The sequence below is a fragment of the Flavobacterium arabinosi genome (genome assembly GCF_048158725.1).
Taxonomy (GTDB): Bacteria; Bacteroidota; Bacteroidia; order Flavobacteriales; family Flavobacteriaceae; genus Flavobacterium; species Flavobacterium arabinosi.
Genome location: NZ_JBLNKX010000008.1, coordinates 166,031 through 189,075 on the forward strand (window position 1 = coordinate 166,031; position 23,045 = coordinate 189,075).

13 protein-coding genes and 1 pseudogene are annotated in these 23,045 nt (G+C 34.2%); 2 read left to right on the forward strand and 12 right to left on the reverse strand.

Features of this window, described 5'->3' with window-relative positions; genetic code table 11:
- Positions 1 to 224 precede the first annotated feature (224 nt).
- Positions 225 to 413: a hypothetical protein gene (locus ACM55K_RS15540; RefSeq protein WP_416851186.1), complete on the forward strand. Its 189-nt coding sequence runs from the start codon at positions 225 to 227 to the stop codon at positions 411 to 413.
- Between the two features lie 469 nt (positions 414 to 882).
- Here ACM55K_RS15540 and ACM55K_RS15545 read toward each other — a convergent pair.
- From ACM55K_RS15545 to ACM55K_RS15590, 10 genes and pseudogenes are all read right to left on the reverse strand, one after another.
- Positions 883 to 3,108, reverse strand: a pseudogene (locus ACM55K_RS15545) (glycoside hydrolase family 3 N-terminal domain-containing protein).
- A 79-nt stretch (positions 3,109 to 3,187) separates the two neighbouring features.
- On the reverse strand, positions 3,188 to 4,927 hold the full coding sequence (locus tag ACM55K_RS15550) for a cellulase family glycosylhydrolase (protein ID WP_416851187.1): 1,740 nt from the start codon (positions 4,925 to 4,927) through the stop codon (positions 3,188 to 3,190).
- Between the two features lie 33 nt (positions 4,928 to 4,960).
- Positions 4,961 to 6,418: a glycoside hydrolase family 30 protein gene (locus ACM55K_RS15555; RefSeq protein WP_416851188.1), complete on the reverse strand. Its 1,458-nt coding sequence runs from the start codon at positions 6,416 to 6,418 to the stop codon at positions 4,961 to 4,963.
- 24 nt (positions 6,419 to 6,442) lie between these two features.
- On the reverse strand, positions 6,443 to 7,876 hold the full coding sequence (locus ACM55K_RS15560; protein ID WP_416851189.1) for a glycoside hydrolase family 30 protein: 1,434 nt from the start codon (positions 7,874 to 7,876) through the stop codon (positions 6,443 to 6,445).
- Between the two features lie 25 nt (positions 7,877 to 7,901).
- Entirely contained in the window at positions 7,902 to 8,747 is an 846-nt protein-coding gene (locus tag ACM55K_RS15565; RefSeq protein ID WP_416851190.1) for an endonuclease/exonuclease/phosphatase family protein, read from the reverse strand.
- 93 nt (positions 8,748 to 8,840) lie between these two features.
- The gene (locus ACM55K_RS15570; protein WP_416851191.1) at positions 8,841 to 9,944 is read right to left on the reverse strand and encodes a family 16 glycosylhydrolase; all 1,104 of its coding nucleotides are present in this window, start codon (positions 9,942 to 9,944) and stop codon (positions 8,841 to 8,843) included.
- 81 nt (positions 9,945 to 10,025) lie between these two features.
- Positions 10,026 to 10,985, reverse strand: coding sequence for a hypothetical protein (locus tag ACM55K_RS15575; RefSeq protein WP_416851192.1), 960 nt, complete (start codon positions 10,983 to 10,985; stop codon positions 10,026 to 10,028).
- Positions 10,986 to 10,994: 9 nt separating this feature from the next.
- Positions 10,995 to 12,080 carry a hypothetical protein gene (locus ACM55K_RS15580; protein WP_416851193.1) on the reverse strand — a complete coding sequence of 362 codons (1,086 nt, stop codon included), beginning with the start codon at positions 12,078 to 12,080 and terminating at the stop codon, positions 10,995 to 10,997.
- 14 nt (positions 12,081 to 12,094) lie between these two features.
- Entirely contained in the window at positions 12,095 to 13,603 is a 1,509-nt protein-coding gene (locus ACM55K_RS15585) for a RagB/SusD family nutrient uptake outer membrane protein (RefSeq protein ID WP_416851194.1), read from the reverse strand.
- A 14-nt stretch (positions 13,604 to 13,617) separates the two neighbouring features.
- Complete coding sequence (locus tag ACM55K_RS15590; protein WP_416851195.1) at positions 13,618 to 16,728, reverse strand: SusC/RagA family TonB-linked outer membrane protein; 3,111 nt, start codon at positions 16,726 to 16,728, stop codon at positions 13,618 to 13,620.
- Between the two features lie 347 nt (positions 16,729 to 17,075).
- Here ACM55K_RS15590 and ACM55K_RS15595 point away from each other — a divergent pair, with 347 nt between their 5' ends.
- Positions 17,076 to 19,940 (forward strand): triple tyrosine motif-containing protein, encoded by a 2,865-nt coding sequence (locus ACM55K_RS15595; protein ID WP_416851196.1) that lies wholly within the window; start codon positions 17,076 to 17,078, stop codon positions 19,938 to 19,940.
- A gap of 62 nt (positions 19,941 to 20,002) precedes the next feature.
- Here the strand turns inward: ACM55K_RS15595 and ACM55K_RS15600 are convergent, their stop codons facing one another.
- Positions 20,003 to 21,280 (reverse strand): UDP-N-acetylmuramoyl-tripeptide--D-alanyl-D-alanine ligase, encoded by a 1,278-nt coding sequence (locus ACM55K_RS15600; protein WP_416851197.1) that lies wholly within the window; start codon positions 21,278 to 21,280, stop codon positions 20,003 to 20,005.
- 65 nt (positions 21,281 to 21,345) lie between these two features.
- Positions 21,346 to 23,031 carry a gliding motility lipoprotein GldJ gene (gldJ, locus tag ACM55K_RS15605; RefSeq protein ID WP_416851198.1) on the reverse strand — a complete coding sequence of 562 codons (1,686 nt, stop codon included), beginning with the start codon at positions 23,029 to 23,031 and terminating at the stop codon, positions 21,346 to 21,348.
- Between the last annotated feature and the right edge of the window lie 14 nt (positions 23,032 to 23,045).

Genomic DNA, 23,045 nt, shown 5'->3' on the forward strand with positions numbered 1-23,045 from the left:
ATAAAAAAACAAAAAAATTATACGAAATGCATTGCGAATCAAAAAAATATGTACATTGCGTCAAAATAACACACTAATTTTAAAGCAATAAATAATCACCAAAAAACAACCAAATTAAAGATTATGAAAAAATAATTTTACAATTAATTGGGGTTTCGCTTTCAGCTCAAATCACATGCCCAAAGTGTAAATTACAGAAAAAAGCTAAAATCTTAGTTTCAAAAATGACATTTAAAGAAAAAGCTTCTTTGTATTCGGGAAAAACAGCATGGAATGAAGACGAGAAAAAAGCAACTAAATTTTCAGAAGCGATGCTTGCAGAAATGCCAATAAATAAATTTCTTTTGTTATCAGGAGGAAAATTTACAGAAGAAAATCTTGGTGCAATGTTAAAAACTGTAAACCAAAATTAATAAAGCATTTACAAAAATTGTTAATTAATTGTTGTTAAAAAAGTATTGAAACAGAATTTAAAAGAGGTTGTATCGTAAGACAAACCTCTTTTTTAAACTCCCTCTTTATCAAATTTATTTCCCTATTTAATACTATAACTACAAGTTCGATTAGGAGAATTGATTTAGAGTCAATACTTTTTTATTTTTATTTATGTCAATTTCAACATCCTGGCACATATAAATAAATTAAAAAATACCGCACCAAATATATTAATTTTCAGTTATAAAGCCTTTAGCTTTATTAAAATATAAAAGGTATTTCCATATATTAACACAAGTAGCACAGGCTTTAAAATAAATAAATAGATTCAAGTCATCAGTTTTCTCAACTAGGGCAAGGGTTTTACAAACTACATTCCCTTTTTTTCATTCTTATTTCTTTTCAAAAAGAACTTTCTAAATTAAACATTCCTTTTCCTAATAATTATTATTTCACTACTTCAAAAGTGTCTTTCAAACGAATATCCGCAGAAGACGATCCAATCATTAAATCAAAATCTCCCGGCTCAACACTCCATTGTAAATCTGCATTATAAAAAGACAATTTTTCTTTGTCAATAGTAAATTTCACCGTTTTCGTTTCCCCAGCATTCAGTTTTATCTTTTGAAAATCTTTCAATTCAATAATTGGTCGCACCACTGACCCTACTTTGTCTTTTATGTACAACTGAAGTACTTCTTCTCCTGCCACTTTTCCTGAATTGGTTACACTTAATGACACGGCTATATTTTCAGTATTTTTAATTTTGTTTTTAGACAATTTCAAATTCGAATATTCAAAAGTGGTATAACTCAAACCCTATCCAAAAGGAAATCTAGGACTGTTTTTTAAGTCGGTATATGCCGAAACATAATTGGATTCTGTTTCGTTTTTAGCTGGTCTTCCAGTATTAAAATGATTGTAATAGATGGGAATCTGCCCTTCTTCTCTTGGAAAAGACATCGGTAATTTCCCCGAAGGATTGTAATCGCCAAACAAAACATCGGCAATGGCATTTCCTGCTTCGCTTCCCAACCACCAGGTATACAAGATTGCAGGAACATTGTCAGCGGTCCAATTAAAAATAAGCGGTCTTCCTGCGTTGATTAAAACCACAACCGGTTTCCCAGTAGCTTGAATCGCTTTTATCAAATCCTCCTGAACGCCTGGTAAACGAAGATTGCTGCGGCTTTTAGCTTCACCACTCATATCTCTTCTTTCTCCAATACTCAAAACCACTACATCAGCTTGATTCGCTATAGCGATTGCTTCGGCAAAACCATCTTTATTATCCCCTTCAATTTCACAACCTTTGGCATAAAGCAACTTAGCTGTATTCCCAACCTTATTTTGCAAACCTTCCCATTGTGAAATAACGTGTTTATCATAATCCACTTCTGGCAATTCTACGGACCAAAAACCCATGTTTTGCTTGCGTTCTTTAACCAAAGGACCAATAAATGCAATTGTTTTTGTTTGTTTTGAAATCGGTAAAATATTTTTCTCATTCTTCAACAATACGATACTTTTTGCTGCAACTTCTCTTGCTGCTTTTCTATGTTCCGGATTATTTAAAGCTGCTTGTTCTCTTTCCGGATTGGAATATTTATAAGGATCTTCGAATAATCCCAATTCAAATTTCTTGCGTAAAATTCTTTTCACTGCATCATCAATTAACGCAATTGGAACCTTTTTCTCCTGTACTAATTGTGCCAAATTATACCGGTACGCATTGCTTTCCATGTCCATATCACTTCCTGCAGTTATAGCAGCTAATGCGGCTTCTTTACTGTCTTTTACATATCCGTGATTGATCATTTCCCCTATTGAACCCCAATCAGAGACTACAAAACCCTGAAAATTCCATTTCGCTTTCAAGATGTCTCTTTGCAAATATTTATTTCCTGTTGCCGGAATTCCGTTAAGGTCATTGAACGAATTCATAAAGGTTGCGGCACCCGCATCCAAAGCGGCTTTGAAAGGCGGCAAATACGTTTCCCAAAGCATTCTTTCACTCATATCAACCGAGTTATAATCTCTTCCGCCAATTGCAGCTCCATAAGCAGCGAAATGTTTCACGCAAGCCATTACAGAATTGACATCTCCCAATTTTCCTTGAAAACCTTTTACTCTCGCATAAGCAATTCTCGAACCCAAATAGGTATCTTCTCCGGCACCTTCCATTACACGTCCCCAGCGTGGATCGCGCGCAATATCCACCATTGGCGCAAATGTCCAATGGATTCCGCTTGCAGCCGCTTCGGTTGCAGCAATTCTTGCCGAAAGTTCCATCGCATCTAAATCCCAACTTGCGGCTTCCGCCAAAGGAATTGGGAAAGTAGTTTTATATCCATGAATAACATCTTGGCCAAATAACAACGGGATTTTCAATCTCGATTGCATCGCTAATTCTTGATATTGTCTCGTGTGTTGCGTTCCCAAAACATTCAACATAGAACCGATTAAACCTGTTTTAATTTCGGATTGTTTATTCGGATTTATGGTAATGGGTCCAGTAGCAGCATTGTCACCAGTATATTGATTAAGTTGTCCTATTTTCTCTTCAAGAGTCATTCGCTTTAGCAAATCATTCACTTTTTGGTCAATCGTTTTTTGTTGCGAAAACGCAATAAAGCAGGTCAATAAAAGTACTGTTGTTACTATTTTTTTCATTCTAAGTGCTGTATTATTTTTTATAATCAAATTCATTTATTCCATAATCCAAAGATTAAGAAATGGCATTTTATTTTTTTTACTCGCTTGGCTTTTTGAATTCTAAAAAGTTCAAATTGAAATTTCCTTTTTCGAAATAGACTCTGATTTTATTCGTTCCTTGTTTTAAAACCACATTTTTCAAAGTTATTGTTTGCCAATTATTTTTTCCTCCAGAAGACGGGACAGTAATGGTTTCAGAAATTGGTCCGTTTTCATCTTTAAGAAAAAGCTTCCCTCCGGCTACCTCACTTGAATACCGAATAGCAACATCAAAAGTGGTTTTGGCTTTTACCTCAACCGTGTATTGCAACCATTCGCCATTTTCAATAAACGCAACATGAAAACCATTCGTATTTTTATCCGTACACGATTCAATGTCTACACCATCATTTCTCATGGCACCACCTTTATTCCATTTGGTAAATTTAGTCCCGTCATAATTGGCGACATCTTTATCAAAATAGGCAAATCCATTTTGTCCTAAATCATATTCAGTCGCGAATATTTTCCCTGGCAACGGATGGTTTTTGTATTTTTTAGTATCAGTTGTTTGCACTTGTCTGAACATCGCATCGATTACATCGTATCTGATAGTCAGTTTTTTCATTTTGTAGTTTTCTGCAATTTGCATTAATGCTTTTTTTGCAAAAGCCACTGTTGGCTTTTTTTCGCCGGTTGCCCAATATTGTAATAATTGCTCGTATTCAGGTGTTTTTGTAACCGAAGTAACTCCCGCTAAATTTTCAATTTTTTTCATTGGCCAAAAAGCCCAGCCAATAGTATTCGATTCCATTAAAGCGATTGCTTCCTTAAACCATACATTAGAGTTTTCACCACTTTCACCCAACCAGATTGGGACATTATATTGGGTTCTAAAATTCAACATGTTTTGTATGGAAGCCGCATCATTATCATTCCAGTATTTGTGAAAACTCAACGCCATATTATCGTCCCAAAGCGGAAACATCCCGTTGTAATTATTTCCCCAGCAATTTCCTTCTATAAAAATTAAATGATTGGTATCGACTTCTCTTATGGTTTTTGTGATTCTGAGTTGTAACGCCCTTAGAGGAGCGTTAGACTTTTCATCACATCCATTTTGATTCGTTCCCGTGAAATTCCAATTGGGTTCATTTATAATATCATAAGCTCCAATCCAAGGATTGTCTTTGTACCGCAACGCTAACTTTTCCCAAAGTGCTACCATTTTATCCTGATTTGCTGTACTTTCCCAAAGTGATGGTTTTGAATCATCATAATCGGATATATTAGCATCTTTTCCCTGACCTCCTGGAGTTGCATGTAAATCTAAAATCAAATATATTTTATTGGCAGCACACCATTTCAATAAATCATCCGTCATTTTAAAACCTTCTTCCAACCACGTATTCTGACCTGAAACTGTTTCTTTTTCAATAGGCAATGTATACAAGTTGTAATGCATTGGCAATCGAATGGAGTTGAAACCCCAAGCCGCCAATGAATCTATATCTCTTTTTGTAATTCCGTTTGCTTTATAGGCATCATAAAACTTCTCCGTATTTTTGGCACCAATTAAATCCGTGATTTTCAGTTTTATTGCACGTTGAGAACCTGCAAACGAACCGGTTTGGAGCATGTATCCTTCCTGAACCATCCATCCGCCTAATCCCAAACCGCGCAACACAACGTTTTGTCCATTTCCATCGACAATTTTCTGTCCATTTCTATGTAAAAACCCTTGTCCGAAAGAGGAAACTGATAAAGAAATAAGGAATAATAGAACTATTTTTTTCATAAAGAAGATTTTAAAACAAATCGTTTTTGGCATTTAATAAACTAATGTTTGAATAGCATGAGGTAGTATATAAATTTCGGTAGTTTTTGTTCCAATGCATAAATTATACTTCAACTTCTTATCGGTTTTATTCATAACAACAGTTATTGCTTTACCATCCTGATTTAAAAATGAAGTAGTCATTAAATAGCTTTGACTGGAAACACTACTTATTCTTTTTGCACTTTTCCCAATAAATTTAGAAAAATGACCAATAAAATAATAGGAAGGCGTATAGATTAATTCTCCTGTTTTTGTATTGCCATGTATTGGAGAAAAGCAAAAATTACCTACATGATTTGGTCCTCCATTTTCATCCAAAAGAATATTCCAATCTGTCCAGCCTACAGTTCCGTTATTAAAGTCATGAATCATGGATTCTCCATATCGTTCCCCATTTGCCCAAAGTTGTAATTTTTTAAAATCAAATTTCTCAACACAACCTTCCGTGAACATTAAGTTTTTGTCAGGATACATTTCGTGCACTTTTCCAACATTTTCAAACATTGAATCTCCGCCACTCCAGTTTTCATACCAATGAAAACCAATTCCCCAAACATATTTATTAGCTTCCGGGTCATCAAGAATTGTACTCGCCCTTTGTGCCAATAAATCTCTGTTGTGATCCCAAACCGTAATTTTTTTATCACCAAGTCCCGCTTTTTTCAATGTTGGTCCCAAATAATTTTTCAGGAAATCACGTTCTTCTTCGGCCGTGTAAATACAGGATTCCCATGTTTGTCTAGCCATTGGCTCATTTTGAATTGTCAATCCCCAAACTGGAATTCCTTCTTTTTGGTAGCTATTAATAAATTTCACGTAATAATTAGCCCAAGATTGATAAAATTCAGGTAATAATCTACCGCCTCTCAACATATTTTTAGTGTCCTTCATAAAAGCAGGCGGACTCCATGGAGTTACATATAATGTAGCCTTACCTCCCGCTGCTGCAATTGCCTTTTTGATTAATGGAATTTTAAATTCTTTATCATGCTCAATATTGAAACTCTTTAGTGCTGCGTCACCTTCATCAACATAAGTATAACTTCCTGAACTAAAATCACAACTGTGAATATTCGTTCTTATTATTGAATATCCAATTCCTTTTTCTTTATCATAATAAGCTTCTAAGAATTCTTTCTGATTTTCTTTAGTTAATTTTGCAAAAACCTCAGCACTAGCATCCGTAATTGCTCCGCCAATACCTAAAAATGTCTGAAAGGTTTTACTTGGATTCACAAAAACACACAGTTGAGTTTCTAAAGGTTGTTTTAAGTCCGTGAATTGCAGATTATCTGTTTTTGTTAATCTTAAATCTGTCCCGTCTGCTGTAGTGTAGACAGTAACTGTTTTGTTATTTGTTGAAAAATGCTTCGATTGTATTTTACTTTTTTGCTGAGCAAAAGCTAAAAAAGACACCATTAAAAGTGCTACTGTAGTTATTTTTTTCATTCTATAAATTTTATGTATATTATTTTACCAACTATATGTTCCTACCGAACCTGCGTCTAGGGAAGTTGTAACCCAATTTCCATTGTATTTAATATTGAAAATTTCGGCGGTATTTCCATCATTTTCAACAATTAAAACTTTTTTACCACTTGGAGTTTTAAAAGCCACATTATTTAAATTACCACTAAAACTACTTCCAATTCTAACAGAACCAGCAGGCACAAATTTAGAAGCATGCGCAATAATATAATACCCTACATTTCTGGTAAAATTATCACTGCTGTTTATCGTTATTGCGCCTTTACAGGTTGTACAACCTCCTGGAGTATTAGGTCCAAAAGAAGCATTATTGGCTAAGTTCCATTCCAATGCTGTTTTGCTCCAATTTCGCATAGAACCGATAATTACATTTTTTACATGCCATTTCAAATCCCCTTCAAAGCTCCCGGTAGAAGACGTGTATTGTTCCGTAAAATATAAGTTTTTATTGGGAAAAGCAGTATGAACCGTCGACAAAGCGCTTATATCTCCTTCATACAAATGAAATGCAGAACCGTCAATAAAAGGATAAGCCGAAGCGTCGCTTAACACTGCTATTGGATATTCTGGTTTGTTACAATTATGGTCATATACTACAATTTTAGTTGTCAAATTTGCTGTCTGAAAAGCAGGACCTAAATGATTTTTTATAAAATCAGCCTGTTGTAAAGCCAGCATCAACATACTAGGATTATTTCCGGGATGCAACGGCTCATTTTGTGGCGTAATGGCATCAATCGTAATTCCTTCGGCTTTCATTTTTTGGATATATTTCACAAAATACTGCGCATAAACTCCATAATACTGAGGTTTCAAACTTCCTCCAACAAAATTAGCATTGTCTTTCATCCATACCGGAGGAGACCATGGCGTTGCCATTATTTTAATCTTTGGATTAATTGCCACTATTTCTTTTAGCATTGGAATCAAATCCGTTTTATCCGGAGCCAAACTGAAGTTATCCAAATTCACATCTGTTTGTCCACTTGTCAAATCATCATAAGTAAATGGCGTTGCATTCATATCTGAGGCGCCAATACTGATTCTTAAATAACTTATAGCAATTGAATTGTCATTGGCACCAAATAACTCTTGCAATAACTCTTGTCTTTTTTGGACATTTAATTGGTTAATGACTTGGGCACTTCCACCCGTCAAGGTGTATCCAAATCCATCAATACTTTGAAATGTTTGGGAATCATCAACTTCAATAGCGGCATAATTATTATAGGCTGTCCCAAATGCTAAAACTGGTGTTTGCTTTTGAAGGTTCACAGTTTGATTCCCCTTGGTCAACCAAAAGTCAACTTCATTTACAGCTACCGGCGGAACTGGAGTTGGTGTAGGATTAACAGTATCACCTGCCGGAGAACATTTTGACAGCAGTAATGAAAGGGTTAGTAAAATGAAAATTTTCATAGTATATTTTATAGTGTTCATATTTCTATTTAAAGTTTATTTCAACATAAACCGGCAAGTGATCTGAAGGATATCTTACATTTTTTGAATCGCTTAAAACGGCATATTTTTTTACTTTAAAAATACTGTTTTTAGAAATAAAAATATAGTCTATCAATTTGGTTACTGGCTCGTTATGTATAAAATTATTAAATGTTCCTGAAGGACCAAAAGGCTTCTCTACTGAAACTTCTTTGCAATCATTCATTACTTTTTTTAGTGCAATTATTCTATCTTCTTTGGGTTCTGAATTGAAATCGCCCATAAAAATTACAGGATATTTTTTGGCATTGAGTTCCTTTATTTTCGAAAGGATCAATTGTATTCCTTTGGTTCTTGCGGCTTCGCCAATATGGTCCAGATGCGTATTAAAAACCCAAAAGAGCTGTTTTGTTTTCAAATCTTTGAACAGCGCATACGTACAAACTCGGTTGCAAGCGGCATCCCATCCCATAGAAATTTCATTTGGTGTTTCAGAAAGCCAAAAAGTGTTGCTTTCCTTAACGCTAAATCTTTCCTTTTTATAAAAAATATTTGAAGATTCTCCTTTCCCAATTCCTTCTCTCCCAATACCTACATTATCATATTGCAATAGCGCCGTTGCGATATCAATAACCTGATTGGGTCTTGCTTCTTGAACTCCAAAAATATCTGGTTCGTAAAATTGAATCTGCGATGTAAAATAATCTTTTCGATGGTTCCAATCATTTTCTCCGTCACTCGCAACATCCAAACGAATGTTGTACGTCATTACTTTTAATGTTTGAGCTGGAGAAAACAAACTCATTAGAAGAAAAAATACCGAATAGATTATTTTTTTTGACTGATTCATTTCTTTATTTTTAAATTAATATTCTTCATTAAAGCTTCTATCCAACTTACAAATAGAAGCCCTTAATGAAGACCTAACTAAACAAAAACACCATTAATTATACACTCTAACATAATCTATCTCAAAAGTTGAAGAAGTAAAATTAGGATCTACAGGACCTCCCCAAACACCTCCCATTGCTAAATTTATAATTAAGAAAAAGTTTTTGTTGAATGGAAATTTATCTGAATTTGCAAAAGTATAATACAAAATATCATCAACATAAAACTTTATAGAAGTAGCCGTCCAATCTGCCGTATAGATATGAAATTCTGTATTGCTATTAGGCACTTTTATAATACCTGTATCAGGGGTAGCTCCAGAACGTCCCTCTGAGTGTAAAGAAGAGTGATTCTGGTTCAAATTTTTTCCAACAGACTCTAAAATATCTATCTCGCCACATTTTGGCCATCCTACACTACCAATATTACTACCCAGCATCCAAACTGCAGGCCACGTCCCAACTCCTGTAGGCACTTTTGCTCTGATTACTATTTTTCCATAAGTGAAATCAAATTTTCCATTGGATTCTATTCTTCCAGAAGTGAAGTCTCCTTTTCCATATTTTTCTCTTATGGCTTTTATTTTCAAAACACCACCTTCCACAATTGTATTTTCTGAACGGTTGGTATACGATTGAAGTTCGTCGTTAACATTGCCTGGATCCCATATTTGAAAAGTCCATTTGGAGGCATCGGGTGGACCATCAGTATTAAATTCGTCAGACCAGACTAAAGAAGATCCCGCGAAAACTGTTACTGAAAGTGTAGAAGAAACAAACTGTCCTGAATTGTATGCAGACACATATATAACATAAGTATTTGTCCCTGATGTTGTATAGGTATAAGTAAAATCCCCATTTGTTACCTCTTTAGTTTCTCCATTACCAAGTAAAATTTTATAAGAAGTTGCATTAGTTGCGCTTAAACTAAAATTCACTGTTCCACTACCATTCCCGTTTGGATTTTGTGCGTTTGCCCCAACTACTGTTGCCGAAATCGCAAGATTTGAAGGCGCTATTACCGCTACATCTCCTTCATTATTTCCACTACAAGAAAACAACATAAAAAAATTAGCTAAAGCGATGAAAAACAAACACCTTGAAAATCGATAATTATTGTTTTTTGAAAATTGAATCAACATATTATTTTTCATCATTTTTTATTTTTTTAAAACTATTGCTAAAATAAAGCTCAGAACTATTCTATGTAGTTCTGAGCTTTCATCCATTTCAATTTATCAGAGTGCCGGTTTTAATTTTAAGTACCAAGCATTTCCCGTTTCAGTTCCTTGTACTCTAATATACAGATAAGTTGATGTTGCCACCAAAATCTCATATTCTTTCTGAAGAGCACCATATCCTATAAAGGTATTAACCCCTGATAATAAAATACTTGTCTGAGTAGAAGGGGAATTTGCAGGTTTTGATGCAACAGCAGGAGCTCCTGATGATGCTGGTATAAAACTAAAAGCAGAAGTTCCTCCTCCATAAGGATAACATCCTTCATCTCCTGATGCTGGAATACCTGGAAGAGTTGTTAAGGAACCTGTTTTTGTAAATGCCCCATCTGGAGTAGCAACTTGTAAAGAATACGTTCCTGTTCCGGCAATTTTAGCAAAAGTAAAAGTGGCTGTGTAAAAACCATTTGCAGTGGCTACTTTTTCATTAACTCCTGCAGCCCACCATTCTGGATTGATAGAATCTACATTCCATGGACCAACACCAAGCTGACCAGCTACACTTTTATCAACAACCCACGTTTTTGACGCATTGTTTGTTAAGGCGGTAACGATTGCAGGATCAACATTAAAATCACTTCTTACGGTAACCTCTTTAGTAACATTAGTAGAAGATCCACCTTTGCCATAAGCAACAACAGTAATTCTATAGGTATTTATCCCAAGAGCTGTGTATTTTTTAGTAACAGTACCATTTGGTAAATTAACTAAATCCACTGCTGTACTGGCATCATAATCTATTTTATATGAAAGCGCATTGTCACCTGTTATAACAATTTTCACACTTCCTGAACCATCACCATTTGGATGTGTTGCGTCTTGCCCCACAACTTGAGTATTGACAACAATGTTAGACGGAGCTGTTAAGTCTCCTAACGTATAGTCTTCTTGGGTACAACTACTTAATGTTAGAAGTAACACCAAGAAAACTCCAAAAATGAATTTTATATTTGTTTTCATAGTTTTATTTTAATTTGTTAATCTAATGTTATCCACATAAATAACTTCCCCAATTCCTGAATCTGAATCATTGTATCGTAAAACAAGTTGCGTAAATTTAGCCCCTGCTGGTATTCCTGAAATAGCACTGTAATCAAATACAATTTCTTCCCAAGCACCAGATGTAGTAAATGGCGCTTTTACTACTGCAACACCATTTGCCGGAGTTCCTCCAACTGACCATTCTAATTCAACATTTAGTTTTTTACCAATATTTGCCGGATCAGGATTGTAAGCCAAAACTTTGATCTTTTTTCCATAAGAAAAATTAACAGGAATATTTAATGGGCTATACGTTCCGCTCCATGAAGCAACTCCAATTGGCTTGGTATATTTACCCACCGTTGCACTGGTATTTAAACCTGTAGCGTTTGGATTTGCCACTTTAGAAAAAGTCACGTCACCAAAAGTTCCAAAAAAGTAATTTACTGTTGCATTTTCAAAATCAATTGGGAATGCAAACAATGTTTTAGTTCCTTGGATAGTTGCAGCACCTCCGCTTTGAGCTGTTACCTTTAAAACAAAAGGTCCTCCAGTTGCTGGATAAACATGAGCTGGTAATTCTTGGTCTAAAGCCATTGGCGTACCCACTTCATTTGCTACATCTCCATAATAGACTAAAAATGATTTAGCGTATAATGCTGTAGCTTTCACTCTCATTTCTCCAGAGGTAGAAATAATTAAGCTTTCAGGAGCTCTATAAACAACATCTAATGGAAATGTTTGTTCTGTTTTAGCACCAGAAACTGAAGTGGCGATAATTTTTACCGTATATTTCCCTTCTGGATAAACATGAGTTGTACTTGCTCCTGGAGCAACTGTCGCTGGCGATCCTGTACCTTGTCCATAAACGACTTGAAACGAAGTAGCTCCATCAGCTGTTGGAGTTATCTTAACTTTTCCAGAATTATCCGTACTGATATCAAATATTTTATTGACATTCGCTGACGAATCAGTACCCAAAAGAGCGGTGTCATTATTAATTCCCTCAACAGTACAACTTATAGTAACAGCCAGTAGCATTACAAAGCTGAAAATAAATTTTATCTTTTTCATAATTGTATCTTTTATTAATTATACCCAGGATTTTGTTTCAATTTAGTTCCTTGAAGCTCCCTGGTTGGTAATGGAAAAATCTCATCTTTACCTGCTACGAAACCTCTACTTGATAATTTAGACGCAGCATCACCCCATCTCACTAAATCAAAGAATCGATGTCCTTCTCCTGCAAGTTCCATTCTTCTTTCATTTTTGATGGCTGCAAGAGTAACCGGAACGGATGGCAAACCAACTCTTGCTCTTACGGCATCAAGTAATGCTTGTGCTCTTGTTCCTGAACCTAATGCTTCCGCTTCCATCAAATACGTATCGGCAAGTCTAATTACATATGTATTCTGTCTGTAATTTAACTCTGCTGCTCCACCACCGGTACGAACATCAGTTTTTCTTGGAAGGAATTTATTCAAGAAATATCCTGTATCCTGATAGCCGCCAATATAATCTGCCTGACCTGCCGCTTTTAAAGCTTTTAGATCAAATACAGTAGCACCAAATCTTGGATCTAATTTAATGGCATCATATAAATCTTGTGTAATAACATTGAAACTCCATCCTGATGGCAAATCTGCAGCTGTAGAACCAGATGGTCTTGAGTAACTTCTAGGGCCTACCATAACATTTAATGAATTCCCCTCGTCTCTACCACTTCCCCAGAATCCCCAATCAGAATTACCGGCGCTTGTGTGCGATACTTCTATAATTGACTCTGTATTAAATTTATTGGCAACAACCCATAAATCATTAAAGTTAGACAACAATTTATTACCGTATTGATTCGTTGTGCCCGGTGTACCATTTACTTGAGCCAAAACTGCAGCAGCCTCCGTTTTTTTACCTTCATACAAATATACTTTCCCAAGCATTGCTTGAGCGGCACCTTTTGTAAGACGTCCAGATTCTGTTGCAGCTGGAACCGTTGTTGGCAAACCATTTATTGCTTCTGACAAATCTTTTTCTATTTGAGCGTAAACGGCTTCAGGAGCTGCTTGCTCTGCCTCATACATATTAGTCGCAGTCAATGGATCCAATAATAATGGTACGTTTTTAAACATTCGAACCAAATTAAAATAATAGATTGCTCGCAACGCTTTCGACTCAGCGGTAAATCTGGCTTTTAGATTATCAGCCATAGCAACATCCGGCAATTTTAAAAGCAAGGTATTTGCTCTAAAAATCCCTTGATAATGATCATTCCAAAAGCTGCCAGGTACATTTGTAGAAGTAAGTGTATGTGTAGAAAAACCTTGAATTCCTGCTCCATCTGTAGAACCACCACCACCTGCATAGAAGTCATCAGAACCTGCGTTCATCATGGAAATTATATTTTCAAAACCGCCTGAATTTTTTCTGATTGGATCGTAAACTCCAACAAGAGCTGAAGTTGCCTGCCCTTCATTGGCATAATAATTATCCGAAAGAAAGGAACCCTTTGGTGTAACATTAACAAACTCCTCAGAACAAGAACCTAAGGAAGCCATTGCTACTGCTATAAATAAATATTTAAATTTTATCGTTTTCATAATTCTTGATTTTATTAAAATTGTAAATTGGCTCCAAACATAAATGTTCTTGCTTGCGGATAGATTCCTTTGTCTATTCCAAATACACCTCCACCAATTTCAGGATCATATCCAGTATATTTAGTTAATGTAAATAGATTTTCAGCGGTTAAATACAAGCGCACTTTATTGGCTCCAATTTTACTAATCACATCACTTGGTAATGAATACCCTAATTGAACTAATTTTAATCTCAGATAATCTCCTTTTTCTAAATAGAAATCCGACATTTTACCAAAATTGCCATTCGTATCATCATTTGTAAGTCTAGGATACTCATTTGATGTTCCTTCACCAGTCCATCTGCTTAATGCAATAGTTTGATAGTTAGCATTACCAACATCCAATCTACGCAATCCTTGGAAAATTTTATTTCCTGCAGCTCCTTGGGCAAAAGCCATAAAATCGAAATTTTTATAATCTAAATTCAAGGTTAAACCAAAGGTGTATTTTGGAATATTACTTCCTAAAAACTGCTTGTCATCATCACCTATAGAACCATTACCATTGGTATCAACCCAACGGAAATCTCCTGGACGTGCATTTGGCTGAATTAAACCACCTAAAATATTTGTATAAGCAGCGATTTCAGCCTGATTTTGAAAAATTCCTGCAGTTTTTAATCCGTAGAATGAATTATAGGATTGTCCAACTTGTGTTCTGGTCACTGGCCCCATCGATTGAAAAGAAGCATCCCCCGTAATATAATTTGAATCCGTAGCTACATAAGTAACTTTGTTTTCTAAATAAGCAACGTTTCCATTAACAGAGAAGTTAAAGTCTCCAAATTTCTTTCTGTAACCCAATTCAACCTCAATACCTTTATTATCCATATCTGCCACGTTTCCTGTAGGATTTGAAGCTACCCCAACGTAACCTGGAATATTGATTGGACGTAAAATTCCATTGGTTGTTTTCTTGTATAAATCTACCGTAAGATTCAAATCATTAAAGAATCTTGATTCAAAACCAATATTTGTTTGAGAAGTTTCCTCCCATCTCAAATCAGGATTATCAAGAGTTAGGTTTGCATAACCAGTAGTGATTGCACCCGTATTTCCAAAAGAATAATTGTAACCACCTTCTACAAGTGAAAGATATCTAAAATTTGGTATTGCATCATTTCCTACAACTCCATATCCACCTCTTATTTTCAAAGTATTAAGCACATTATTTTCTTTCCAAAAATCTTCTTTGGTAAGTACCCATCCTAAATTAAACGATGGAAATACACCAAATTTATTATTGGCTCCAAAACGACTTGAACCATCACGACGAATAATCCCTGTAAACAAATACTTTTCTTTATAATCATAATTCACACGTGAGAATAAAGAAGTCAATTTATGTTCGGTTAAATCGAATGTATAACTGCTTCTGTCTGATTGTGGTATATCAAAGTTGAAAGACGCATCACGATAATCTGTAATAGGCAATCCAAACATGGTAGATCCAGCTCCTCCTCCAATATTGTCCACATAAGAACCTTGTCCCAACAATACGGTTAAATTATGGTTCCCAAATTGATTAGCATACGTAACAATATTTTCAATATTCCATGCAAAACTTTTGTTATCATTTTTACTGTAATTATTTTTAAGCACATTTGAAGTGGCACTTAAGTAAAAAACAGGAGTAAAACCTTGTTCACCCCAGGTCGACAATTTTCCACCAAGAGTCGATCTCACTTTGATATGTTTCGTTATTGCAGCTTCTAAATACGCATTTCCAACTAAATCATCAGACATGCGATATCCTCCTAATCTTGTTTTGGCATACGCCAAAGGATTAGTCATCTCCTGGCCCACCAAGCTTGAAATTCCATAAGGATTTCCATTCGCATCACGGATTACAGGATTTGAACTGTACGGAGCAGCATTTGCTTTAACAGGATCTGTTTCTACAATTGGGGTAGTAGGATCCAGGTTAATTGCAGAACTTAATGGCCCACCAAATTCACTGTTCGTATTACCGATACCAATTGTTTTTTGTCTCGAAAATCCAAAAGTCTGTCCGAAAGTAAATACTTTAGATATTTTGTGAGTCGAGTTCAAACGAAAATTCTTTTTGGTATAATTCGAAATTTCTGTAGAAACAATTCCTTCTTGATCTTGAATTCCAAAAGAAGCATAAAAATTAGAAACATCGCTTCCACCACTAATACTCAATTCATGGGAATAACGAAAAGCGTTGGTATTAAAAATTGCTTTTTGCCAATCCGTTCCAACACCCAAAGCAGCTAAATTAGGAAAGACGAGAGGTCCGCCGGCAGCAACTGATTTTTCATTTAATAAAGCACCATATTGCGTTGCGTTTAGCAAATGCAAGGTTTTTTCCGGTGATGAAACACCAGCAAACCCATTATAATTTACCGTAATTTTTCCCGTTTTTCCTTTTTTGGTTGTAACCAAAATAACTCCTGTTGCAGCACGCGTTCCGTAAATAGCAGCAGAAGCAGCATCTTTCAGTACCTCTATCGATTCAATATCAGATTGATTAAGAAATCCTATTCCACCTGCATCAACAACAACACCATCAACAACCCAAAGAGGATCATTTCCACCTTCACCAAAAGTAGTCACCCCTCTAATTCGAATTGTAGATGACGAACCTGGCTGACCAGAACTCGCTGCTATGGTAACTCCTGAAACTCTACCTTGTAAAGCTTGCTCAATACGTCCATTAGGAACTTTCTCAAGATCTTTGGCTTTAACACTGGATATTGCACCGGTAACAACACTTTTCTTTTGAGTACCATATCCTACAACAACAACTTCCTGTAAGGATTCTGATGAAGAATTAAGTTTAACATCAATTCGATTTCTTCCGTTAATAGGTTCTTGAACGGAACTATACCCTAAATAACTAAATACTAAAGTCCCTTTTAAAGTGGCCTTTATTTGATAATTTCCATCAAAATCCGTAGCCGTAGCTTGGGTAGTTCCTTTAATTAAAATGGATACTCCTGGGATGGGAAGTCCGTTTTCGTCATAAACTTTTCCGTTTACAATAACATCTTGTGCTTGTGCGTAAACTGAGAATAGAATAGATAAAAAACAAAAAATAAGCAATTTTGTAAATTTCATATTTCTAAAAATTTTGGTTAATTAATTAGTAATTTCCAGCAATATTATATTTATTTTTTCTATATTCTCATTTATCTTTCCTTACAAAAACACATCAAAGTCATTTTTATTACTTGACAAAAACACATCAAAATAAACTTAATAATCTGATTATAAATTATTTAAATTTTATTTTACAGTGTTATACAAATGTTAATTTAAAAAAAAACCACTACATTTATAAAATATATGAATACTTCCTTTTTTTATCAAAATTCAACTAAAAGCAATACTACTTCTAGTTATTCAGTAGTAGAAGTTGAAGTCTTTTTAAATAATAATCAATTCATTACATTTAGAATTTAATCATGAGATTTACAAAATTCCATCTTCTAATTTTATTAGCAACCACAACACTCTGCGGTCAGGTTAAAAACATTGGTCTTCCAGATATTCAAAATTATAAACGGTCCGATTATAAAGGAGGTACTCAAAATTGGGATATTGACCAAGACAAAAACGGCAATTTATATTTTGCTAACAACAATGGCCTTTTTCAATTTGATGGCTCTTCCTGGAGGAAATATAATATCCCAAACTCTGCAGCTGTACGATGTGTAAAAATTGATAATTCCGGTAAAATTTTCGTGGGTGGTTACAGCGAATTTGGCTATTTTAAATCCAATTCAAAAGGGAAACTGGTTTATTTTTCTTTATCCAAAATGATAAACAAGTCCACTTCCAAACTAATGGACTTTATCTGGAAAATACACATTCATGATGATGAAGTCGTTTTTCAATCATTTGAAAGAACGTACATTTTTAAAAACAAAAAAATCAAAATCATTGAAGCTCCTAAAAGATTCCAGTTCTCATTTCAAGTAAAGAACCACCTTTACATACAAGATATTTCAATGGGAATATTGGAGTATAAAAACGGAAAATTCTTCCAGCTAAAAAATACTGCCATTTTAAATAATACAGAAATCTGGGGTATATTTACCTTACCTGAAAACAAGCTACTAATCGCTACTTTAAATAAAGGTCTTTTTATTTATGACAATGAAAAAACAACCCCTTGGGATACCGACGCGAATATTTTCATTAGAAAGAATAGTTCACTTGGCGGTGTAGCCATAAAAGACAAATTCATTATACTCAATTCAGTTCTAGACGGGATTATTGTATGTGATTTAAACGGAAAAATTATTCAGCATATTAACCGCGCAAAAGGATTGCAAAACAATACCGTCCTAACTTCTTTTGTTGACAGTAAAAACAATCTTTGGTTAGGGCTTGATAACGGAATCGCCTTTGTAAATGAAAACTCTCCTTTTACATATTTTGGATTTAGTTACAATTTAAGTACTGTTTATGGCACCGCATTGTACAAAGGGAATCTTTACGTAGCCACTAATCAGGGTGTCTTTTATCATTCTTGGAATAATTCAACCAAAGAAGAGGTTTTTAAACTCGTAGAAGGAACAACCGGACAAGCATGGAACATACAAGTGATTAACGATCAATTATTTTGTTCACACAACACAGGTGCGCTATTGATCGCTGGCGAAAAAACTATAAAAGTATTGGACAACATAGGTTATTGGAAATTCATGCAAATTCCCAATCATCCAAATTATTTAATTGGCTCCAATTACAATGGCTTTTCAATCTTTGAAAAAAAGTCAAGCGGCTGGCAATTTAAAAATAGAGTGGAAGGTTTTTCCAAGTCATCCGGATCATTTGAAATGGAAGGGAACAATATTTGGATAAAAAAAGACAATTTAGCCTATAGAATGATAATAAGTGACGACCTAAAAAGGTTTGAATCTATCAAAACATATCAAAATTTGTCGAAAACAGCAAAAGGAATTGGAAATATACAACAGTTGGAAAACAAGATTTATTTTCAAACAAATAATCACTTTTACAACTATTCTTATGAGCAAAATCTATTTTTTGAAGATAAAAAAATGAGTAATTTATTTACCAAGATTCCAAAAATAAACACTTTATCTCAAGATAAATATGGAAACATTTGGTACATTTTTGAAGAATCATTAGGTGTTTTAATGAAAACTAAAACGAATCATTATAAAAATGTTGTGGCTCCCTTTTCAAAACTTACCGGTAATATAGTATACAATAATTTATCAATAAACACAACTGGCCCCAATGATACTTTTATTGGTTTAACAGATGGATTAGCGCATTATGACTCCCATTTACTCAACGATTATGAAGCAAAACCTAAAGCCTACATAAGATGCTTTTCGTTTCCTGGAGATACCATTATTTTAGGAAATGGTCAAAAAGCATTGAACAATTACAAAATCCCCTATGCTTCAAATCATGTGAAATTTACTTTTTCATCCCCTTCATATGAAAATCTTGAAAATCTTGAATTTTCATATCAATTGGAAGGTTTTGATAACCAATGGAGTAATTGGTCTACAAATATCATAAAAGAATATACCAATCTAAGAGAAGGCGATTATACCATGAAGTTAAAAGCCAGAACTAATTATGGCAAACAATCCGAGCAAACAAAATTGAATTTCAGTATTTCTCCTCCTTGGTACAGACATTTTTTGGCCTATTTATTTTATATTTTGCTTATTGTTACATCAGTAGTTTTTATTCGAAAACGAATAAAAACGAAAATACGAAAAAACAAATACTACGAAACTATAGAACAAAGAAGGCTTTATCTAGAGAAAGAATCAAAAATCAGACAGGAACAATATGAATTGGAGAAAGAAATAGAAAAATTAAAAAATGATAAGCTTCAAATTAAAATTTTAGCAAAAGACAAGGAACTAGTAAACAATTCTTTACAAGTAGTAAAGAAAAATAAAATTCTAAACGGAATTATTTATAAACTAAAAGATATTAATGTAGAATCCTTTGATGAATCAACCAAATTTCAATTTACGAAACTAAACAAAAGCATTACAAAAGAAGTAAATGCTGATAAAAGCTGGAAGGATTTAGAGAAACACATCAAGAACGTTCATTTTGATTTCCTAAAAAGATTGAAAGAAAAATATCCAACGATTTCTCCAAGGGAATTGGATTTATCTACCTATTTATTGATGAATATGTCGACAAAAGAAATTGCCGAAATCATGAATATTTCAAATGGAGGTGTTGAATTAGCACGTTATCGGTTAAGAAAAAAATTAGAACTCAATAAAAAAGAAAACCTCATCGGATTTTTAATGAGTATTTAATTGGCCCAAAAAAGCCATCATGAATTAGATGATGGCTTTTAAATTATAAAATTGAGTTTCCACTACAAAAAATCCAAAGTTCGCTCCAAAGCCATTCCCCTGGAACCTTTTATTAGAATCGTACTATTCTCAATTTTTGTTTCTTTTAAATGACTTGCAAAAGCCTCAAAAGTATCATAGAAATTATCTTCATCTATTCTGTTATCATAAAATGCTTTACCAATAAAATAACAGGTTACATTTTTTTCGTTAGAAAGCATTGTTATTATTGCTTTATGCTCTTGTTGACTCTCCTGACCCAACTCAAACATATCCCCTAATATCATAATTTTATTTGGATTATCCAATTGTATAAAATTATCTATTGCAACACTCATACTACTCGGATTAGCGTTATAGGCATCCAGAATAATTTGGTTGGTTCCTTTGGTTAATAGCTGTGATCTATTATTCTCAGGAATATAACCTTCTAAAGCCTCTTTAATAGCATTATCCTCAACTTCAAAATATTTTCCTACAGCAAGTGCCGCATTAATATTATTGGCGTTGTACAATCCAATTAAATGAGATGCGATCGTACCATTAGAATAATTTATTTCTACAAATGGATTAGCCTTTACTGCCGTTATATTCACATTAGCATTTTCTTTATTTATGCCAAAAGAAAATGATCTCAATATTTTTGCTTTTTCAACTTGAATTGGATCTTCTAGGTTTATAAAAGCTAGTTTGTCGTTCTCTAAAAGATAGTGATACATCTCGCTTTTTCCTTCAATAACACCTACTACCCCACCAAAACCTTCTAAATGTGCTTTACCAAAATTGGTTATATAACCATAATCCGGTTTGGCTAATTCACAAAGAAATTGAATTTCTTTTTTATGATTAGCGCCCATTTCCACAATACCAATTTCAGTTTCCGAATTAAAAGAAAGCAAGGTCAAAGGTACCCCAATATGGTTATTTAAATTTCCAATTGTTGCTTTAGTCTTATACTTTTTTGAAAGAACAACATTAATGAGCTCTTTTGTTGTTGTCTTCCCATTGCTTCCGGTAAGAGCAATTATAGGTAATTTTAAATAGGCTCTATGGAATTTTGCTAATTCTTGTAAAGCCATTAAACTGTCTTCAACCAAAATAGTTCTTTGATCAATGAAATATTCTCTGTTATCGATAATAACATAAGAAGCCCCTTTTTCTAATGCTTCTATCGCAAATGTATTGGCATCAAAACGGTCTCCTTTTATCGCAACAAATAATGAATTTGGTTCAATTTTACGAGTATCTATTGAAACCGATTTACATTTTAAAAACAAACTATGAATGTAATTGATATCCATCTAAAAACGATTTAAAAAATAAAAGCCCTAATCAAAGGGCTTTTATTTACAATTTTATATTAAAATTAATTTCTTGCTGATTTTCTCTTATCTGCTTTAGCACCAACTCTCGACATAGCACATCTAAATCCAATATAATCAGTTGCCATATCTTGAGGAAAATACCTTCTTTGTGCTGGATCTAACCAGTACGCCCTGTCTCTCCAAGATCCTCCTTTGTAAACTCTTACGTCATCATTTATCAAAGTAGTTCTCTTGCTTGATTTATCGTACTTCCTTACCATTTTTCCTAAACTGTCTGTGGTGACATTATGTTTAGGAGAATTGTACATGATTTTTTCTTGTTTTTGTTTTTCATTTTCCGACTCAGAAGAACCAAAATTATAATATCTTGTAGATTGTTTGTCCCCATCTCTATAATTGATATTATCACTTTTATCAAAATTTTGTCTCAAATAAGTTTCTTGTTCATCAACAGGAACTTGAGCAATTTGGCCTGGAAAATTTCTGGCAACTATTCTTCCGTTACTTAAAGTATCATATTTCATGTTAGCCGCAGTAACGATTTCAACTTTACCGTCTGCTCCTATTTTATTTTTAGTGTATTGATTTCCTCTAAAATAATTGAAATCATTTGATTCATTATCAATAATTGGTCTGTAAACATCTTGTACCCACTCGGCTACATTTCCAGCCATATCATACAATCCAAAATCATTTGCTGGATAACTTTTCACAGCGTTAGTAATATCAGCTCCGTCATCAGACCAACCTGCTATACCTCCATAATCTCCATTTCCTTGTTTGAAATTGGCCAATTGATCCCCTTTACTTTGTCTTTTTCCAGAACGAGTATAAGTTCCAGACCAAGGATATTTTTTCTGACCTTTATAAACATTATACTCTCTTTGACCAACATCAGCTGCCGCTGCATACTCCCATTCCGCTTCGGTAGGAAGTCTGTATTCTGGAAGTATAATCCCCGAAGAACGTTGTGCATATACATTTTTTGCTTCTGTAACCTTACCGTCTTTTCCAGCTTTTGGTGCTTTTTTACCACCTCTACCACCTTTTAAAACGATTTCTTCATTTCCACCATAAGTTAAAGTAGGACTATTCAAATAGGTTTCAGTACTAAAAGAACTTTCAGCAGTTACATCTTGCGTTTTAGCATTTTTCTTAAGATATCCGTTTTTTTCTAAAACTGCTTCATTCACACGATCAGTTCTCCATTTACTGAATTCAACTGCCTGAATCCAATTTACACCAACAACAGGATAATTTGCATAAGATGGATGTCTCAAATAATTATTAGTCATTGTTTCATTATAACCCAATCTATTTCTCCAAACCAAAGTATCAGGAGATGCACCTTCATAAATATTTTTGTAATTTTCTTCAGTTGGAGGAAAGACACTTTTTAACCAATCTAAATATTCTAAGTACATAAAATTTGTAACTTCAGTCTCATCCATATAAAAGGACTGAACATGCTGTTGTGTTGGAGTATTGTTCCAATCATGCATCACGTCATCTTCAACTTTACCCATGGTAAATGTCCCGCCTTCAACAAAAACAAGACCTGGTCCAGCTATCTGTTTTTTGGCTCCAGAAGCTTTTTTCCCGTCTACATTCCAGCCAGTAGCTCTTGATGCATTTTTTGAGCTAGACTTTTTGCTACAACTCGCTAAACCCACAATCAATATCATAGATATCATCAATCGTAAGGTCATAATTTTGTTTAGTTTCATACTCTTTAGTAGGT

What these genes read in the sequence shown, in the direction of transcription:
- ACM55K_RS15580 (WP_416851193.1), bottom strand. Translation starts at nt 12,080, where the DNA reads ATGAAAAAGATAAAATTTATTTTCAGCTTTGTAATGCTACTGGCTGTT.
- ACM55K_RS15600 (WP_416851197.1), bottom strand. Translation starts at nt 21,280, where the DNA reads ATGGATATCAATTACATTCATAGTTTGTTTTTAAAATGTAAATCGGTT.
- ACM55K_RS15585 (WP_416851194.1), bottom strand. Translation starts at nt 13,603, where the DNA reads ATGAAAACGATAAAATTTAAATATTTATTTATAGCAGTAGCAATGGCT.
- ACM55K_RS15575 (WP_416851192.1), bottom strand. Translation starts at nt 10,985, where the DNA reads ATGAAAACAAATATAAAATTCATTTTTGGAGTTTTCTTGGTGTTACTT.
- ACM55K_RS15570 (WP_416851191.1), bottom strand. Translation starts at nt 9,944, where the DNA reads ATGATGAAAAATAATATGTTGATTCAATTTTCAAAAAACAATAATTAT.
- ACM55K_RS15550 (WP_416851187.1), bottom strand. Translation starts at nt 4,927, where the DNA reads ATGAAAAAAATAGTTCTATTATTCCTTATTTCTTTATCAGTTTCCTCT.
- ACM55K_RS15565 (WP_416851190.1), bottom strand. Translation starts at nt 8,747, where the DNA reads ATGAATCAGTCAAAAAAAATAATCTATTCGGTATTTTTTCTTCTAATG.
- ACM55K_RS15555 (WP_416851188.1), bottom strand. Translation starts at nt 6,418, where the DNA reads ATGAAAAAAATAACTACAGTAGCACTTTTAATGGTGTCTTTTTTAGCT.
- ACM55K_RS15590 (WP_416851195.1), bottom strand. Translation starts at nt 16,728, where the DNA reads ATGAAATTTACAAAATTGCTTATTTTTTGTTTTTTATCTATTCTATTC.
- ACM55K_RS15540 (WP_416851186.1), top strand. Translation starts at nt 225, where the DNA reads ATGACATTTAAAGAAAAAGCTTCTTTGTATTCGGGAAAAACAGCATGG.
- ACM55K_RS15595 (WP_416851196.1), top strand. Translation starts at nt 17,076, where the DNA reads ATGAGATTTACAAAATTCCATCTTCTAATTTTATTAGCAACCACAACA.
- gldJ (WP_416851198.1), bottom strand. Translation starts at nt 23,031, where the DNA reads ATGAAACTAAACAAAATTATGACCTTACGATTGATGATATCTATGATA.
- ACM55K_RS15560 (WP_416851189.1), bottom strand. Translation starts at nt 7,876, where the DNA reads ATGAAAATTTTCATTTTACTAACCCTTTCATTACTGCTGTCAAAATGT.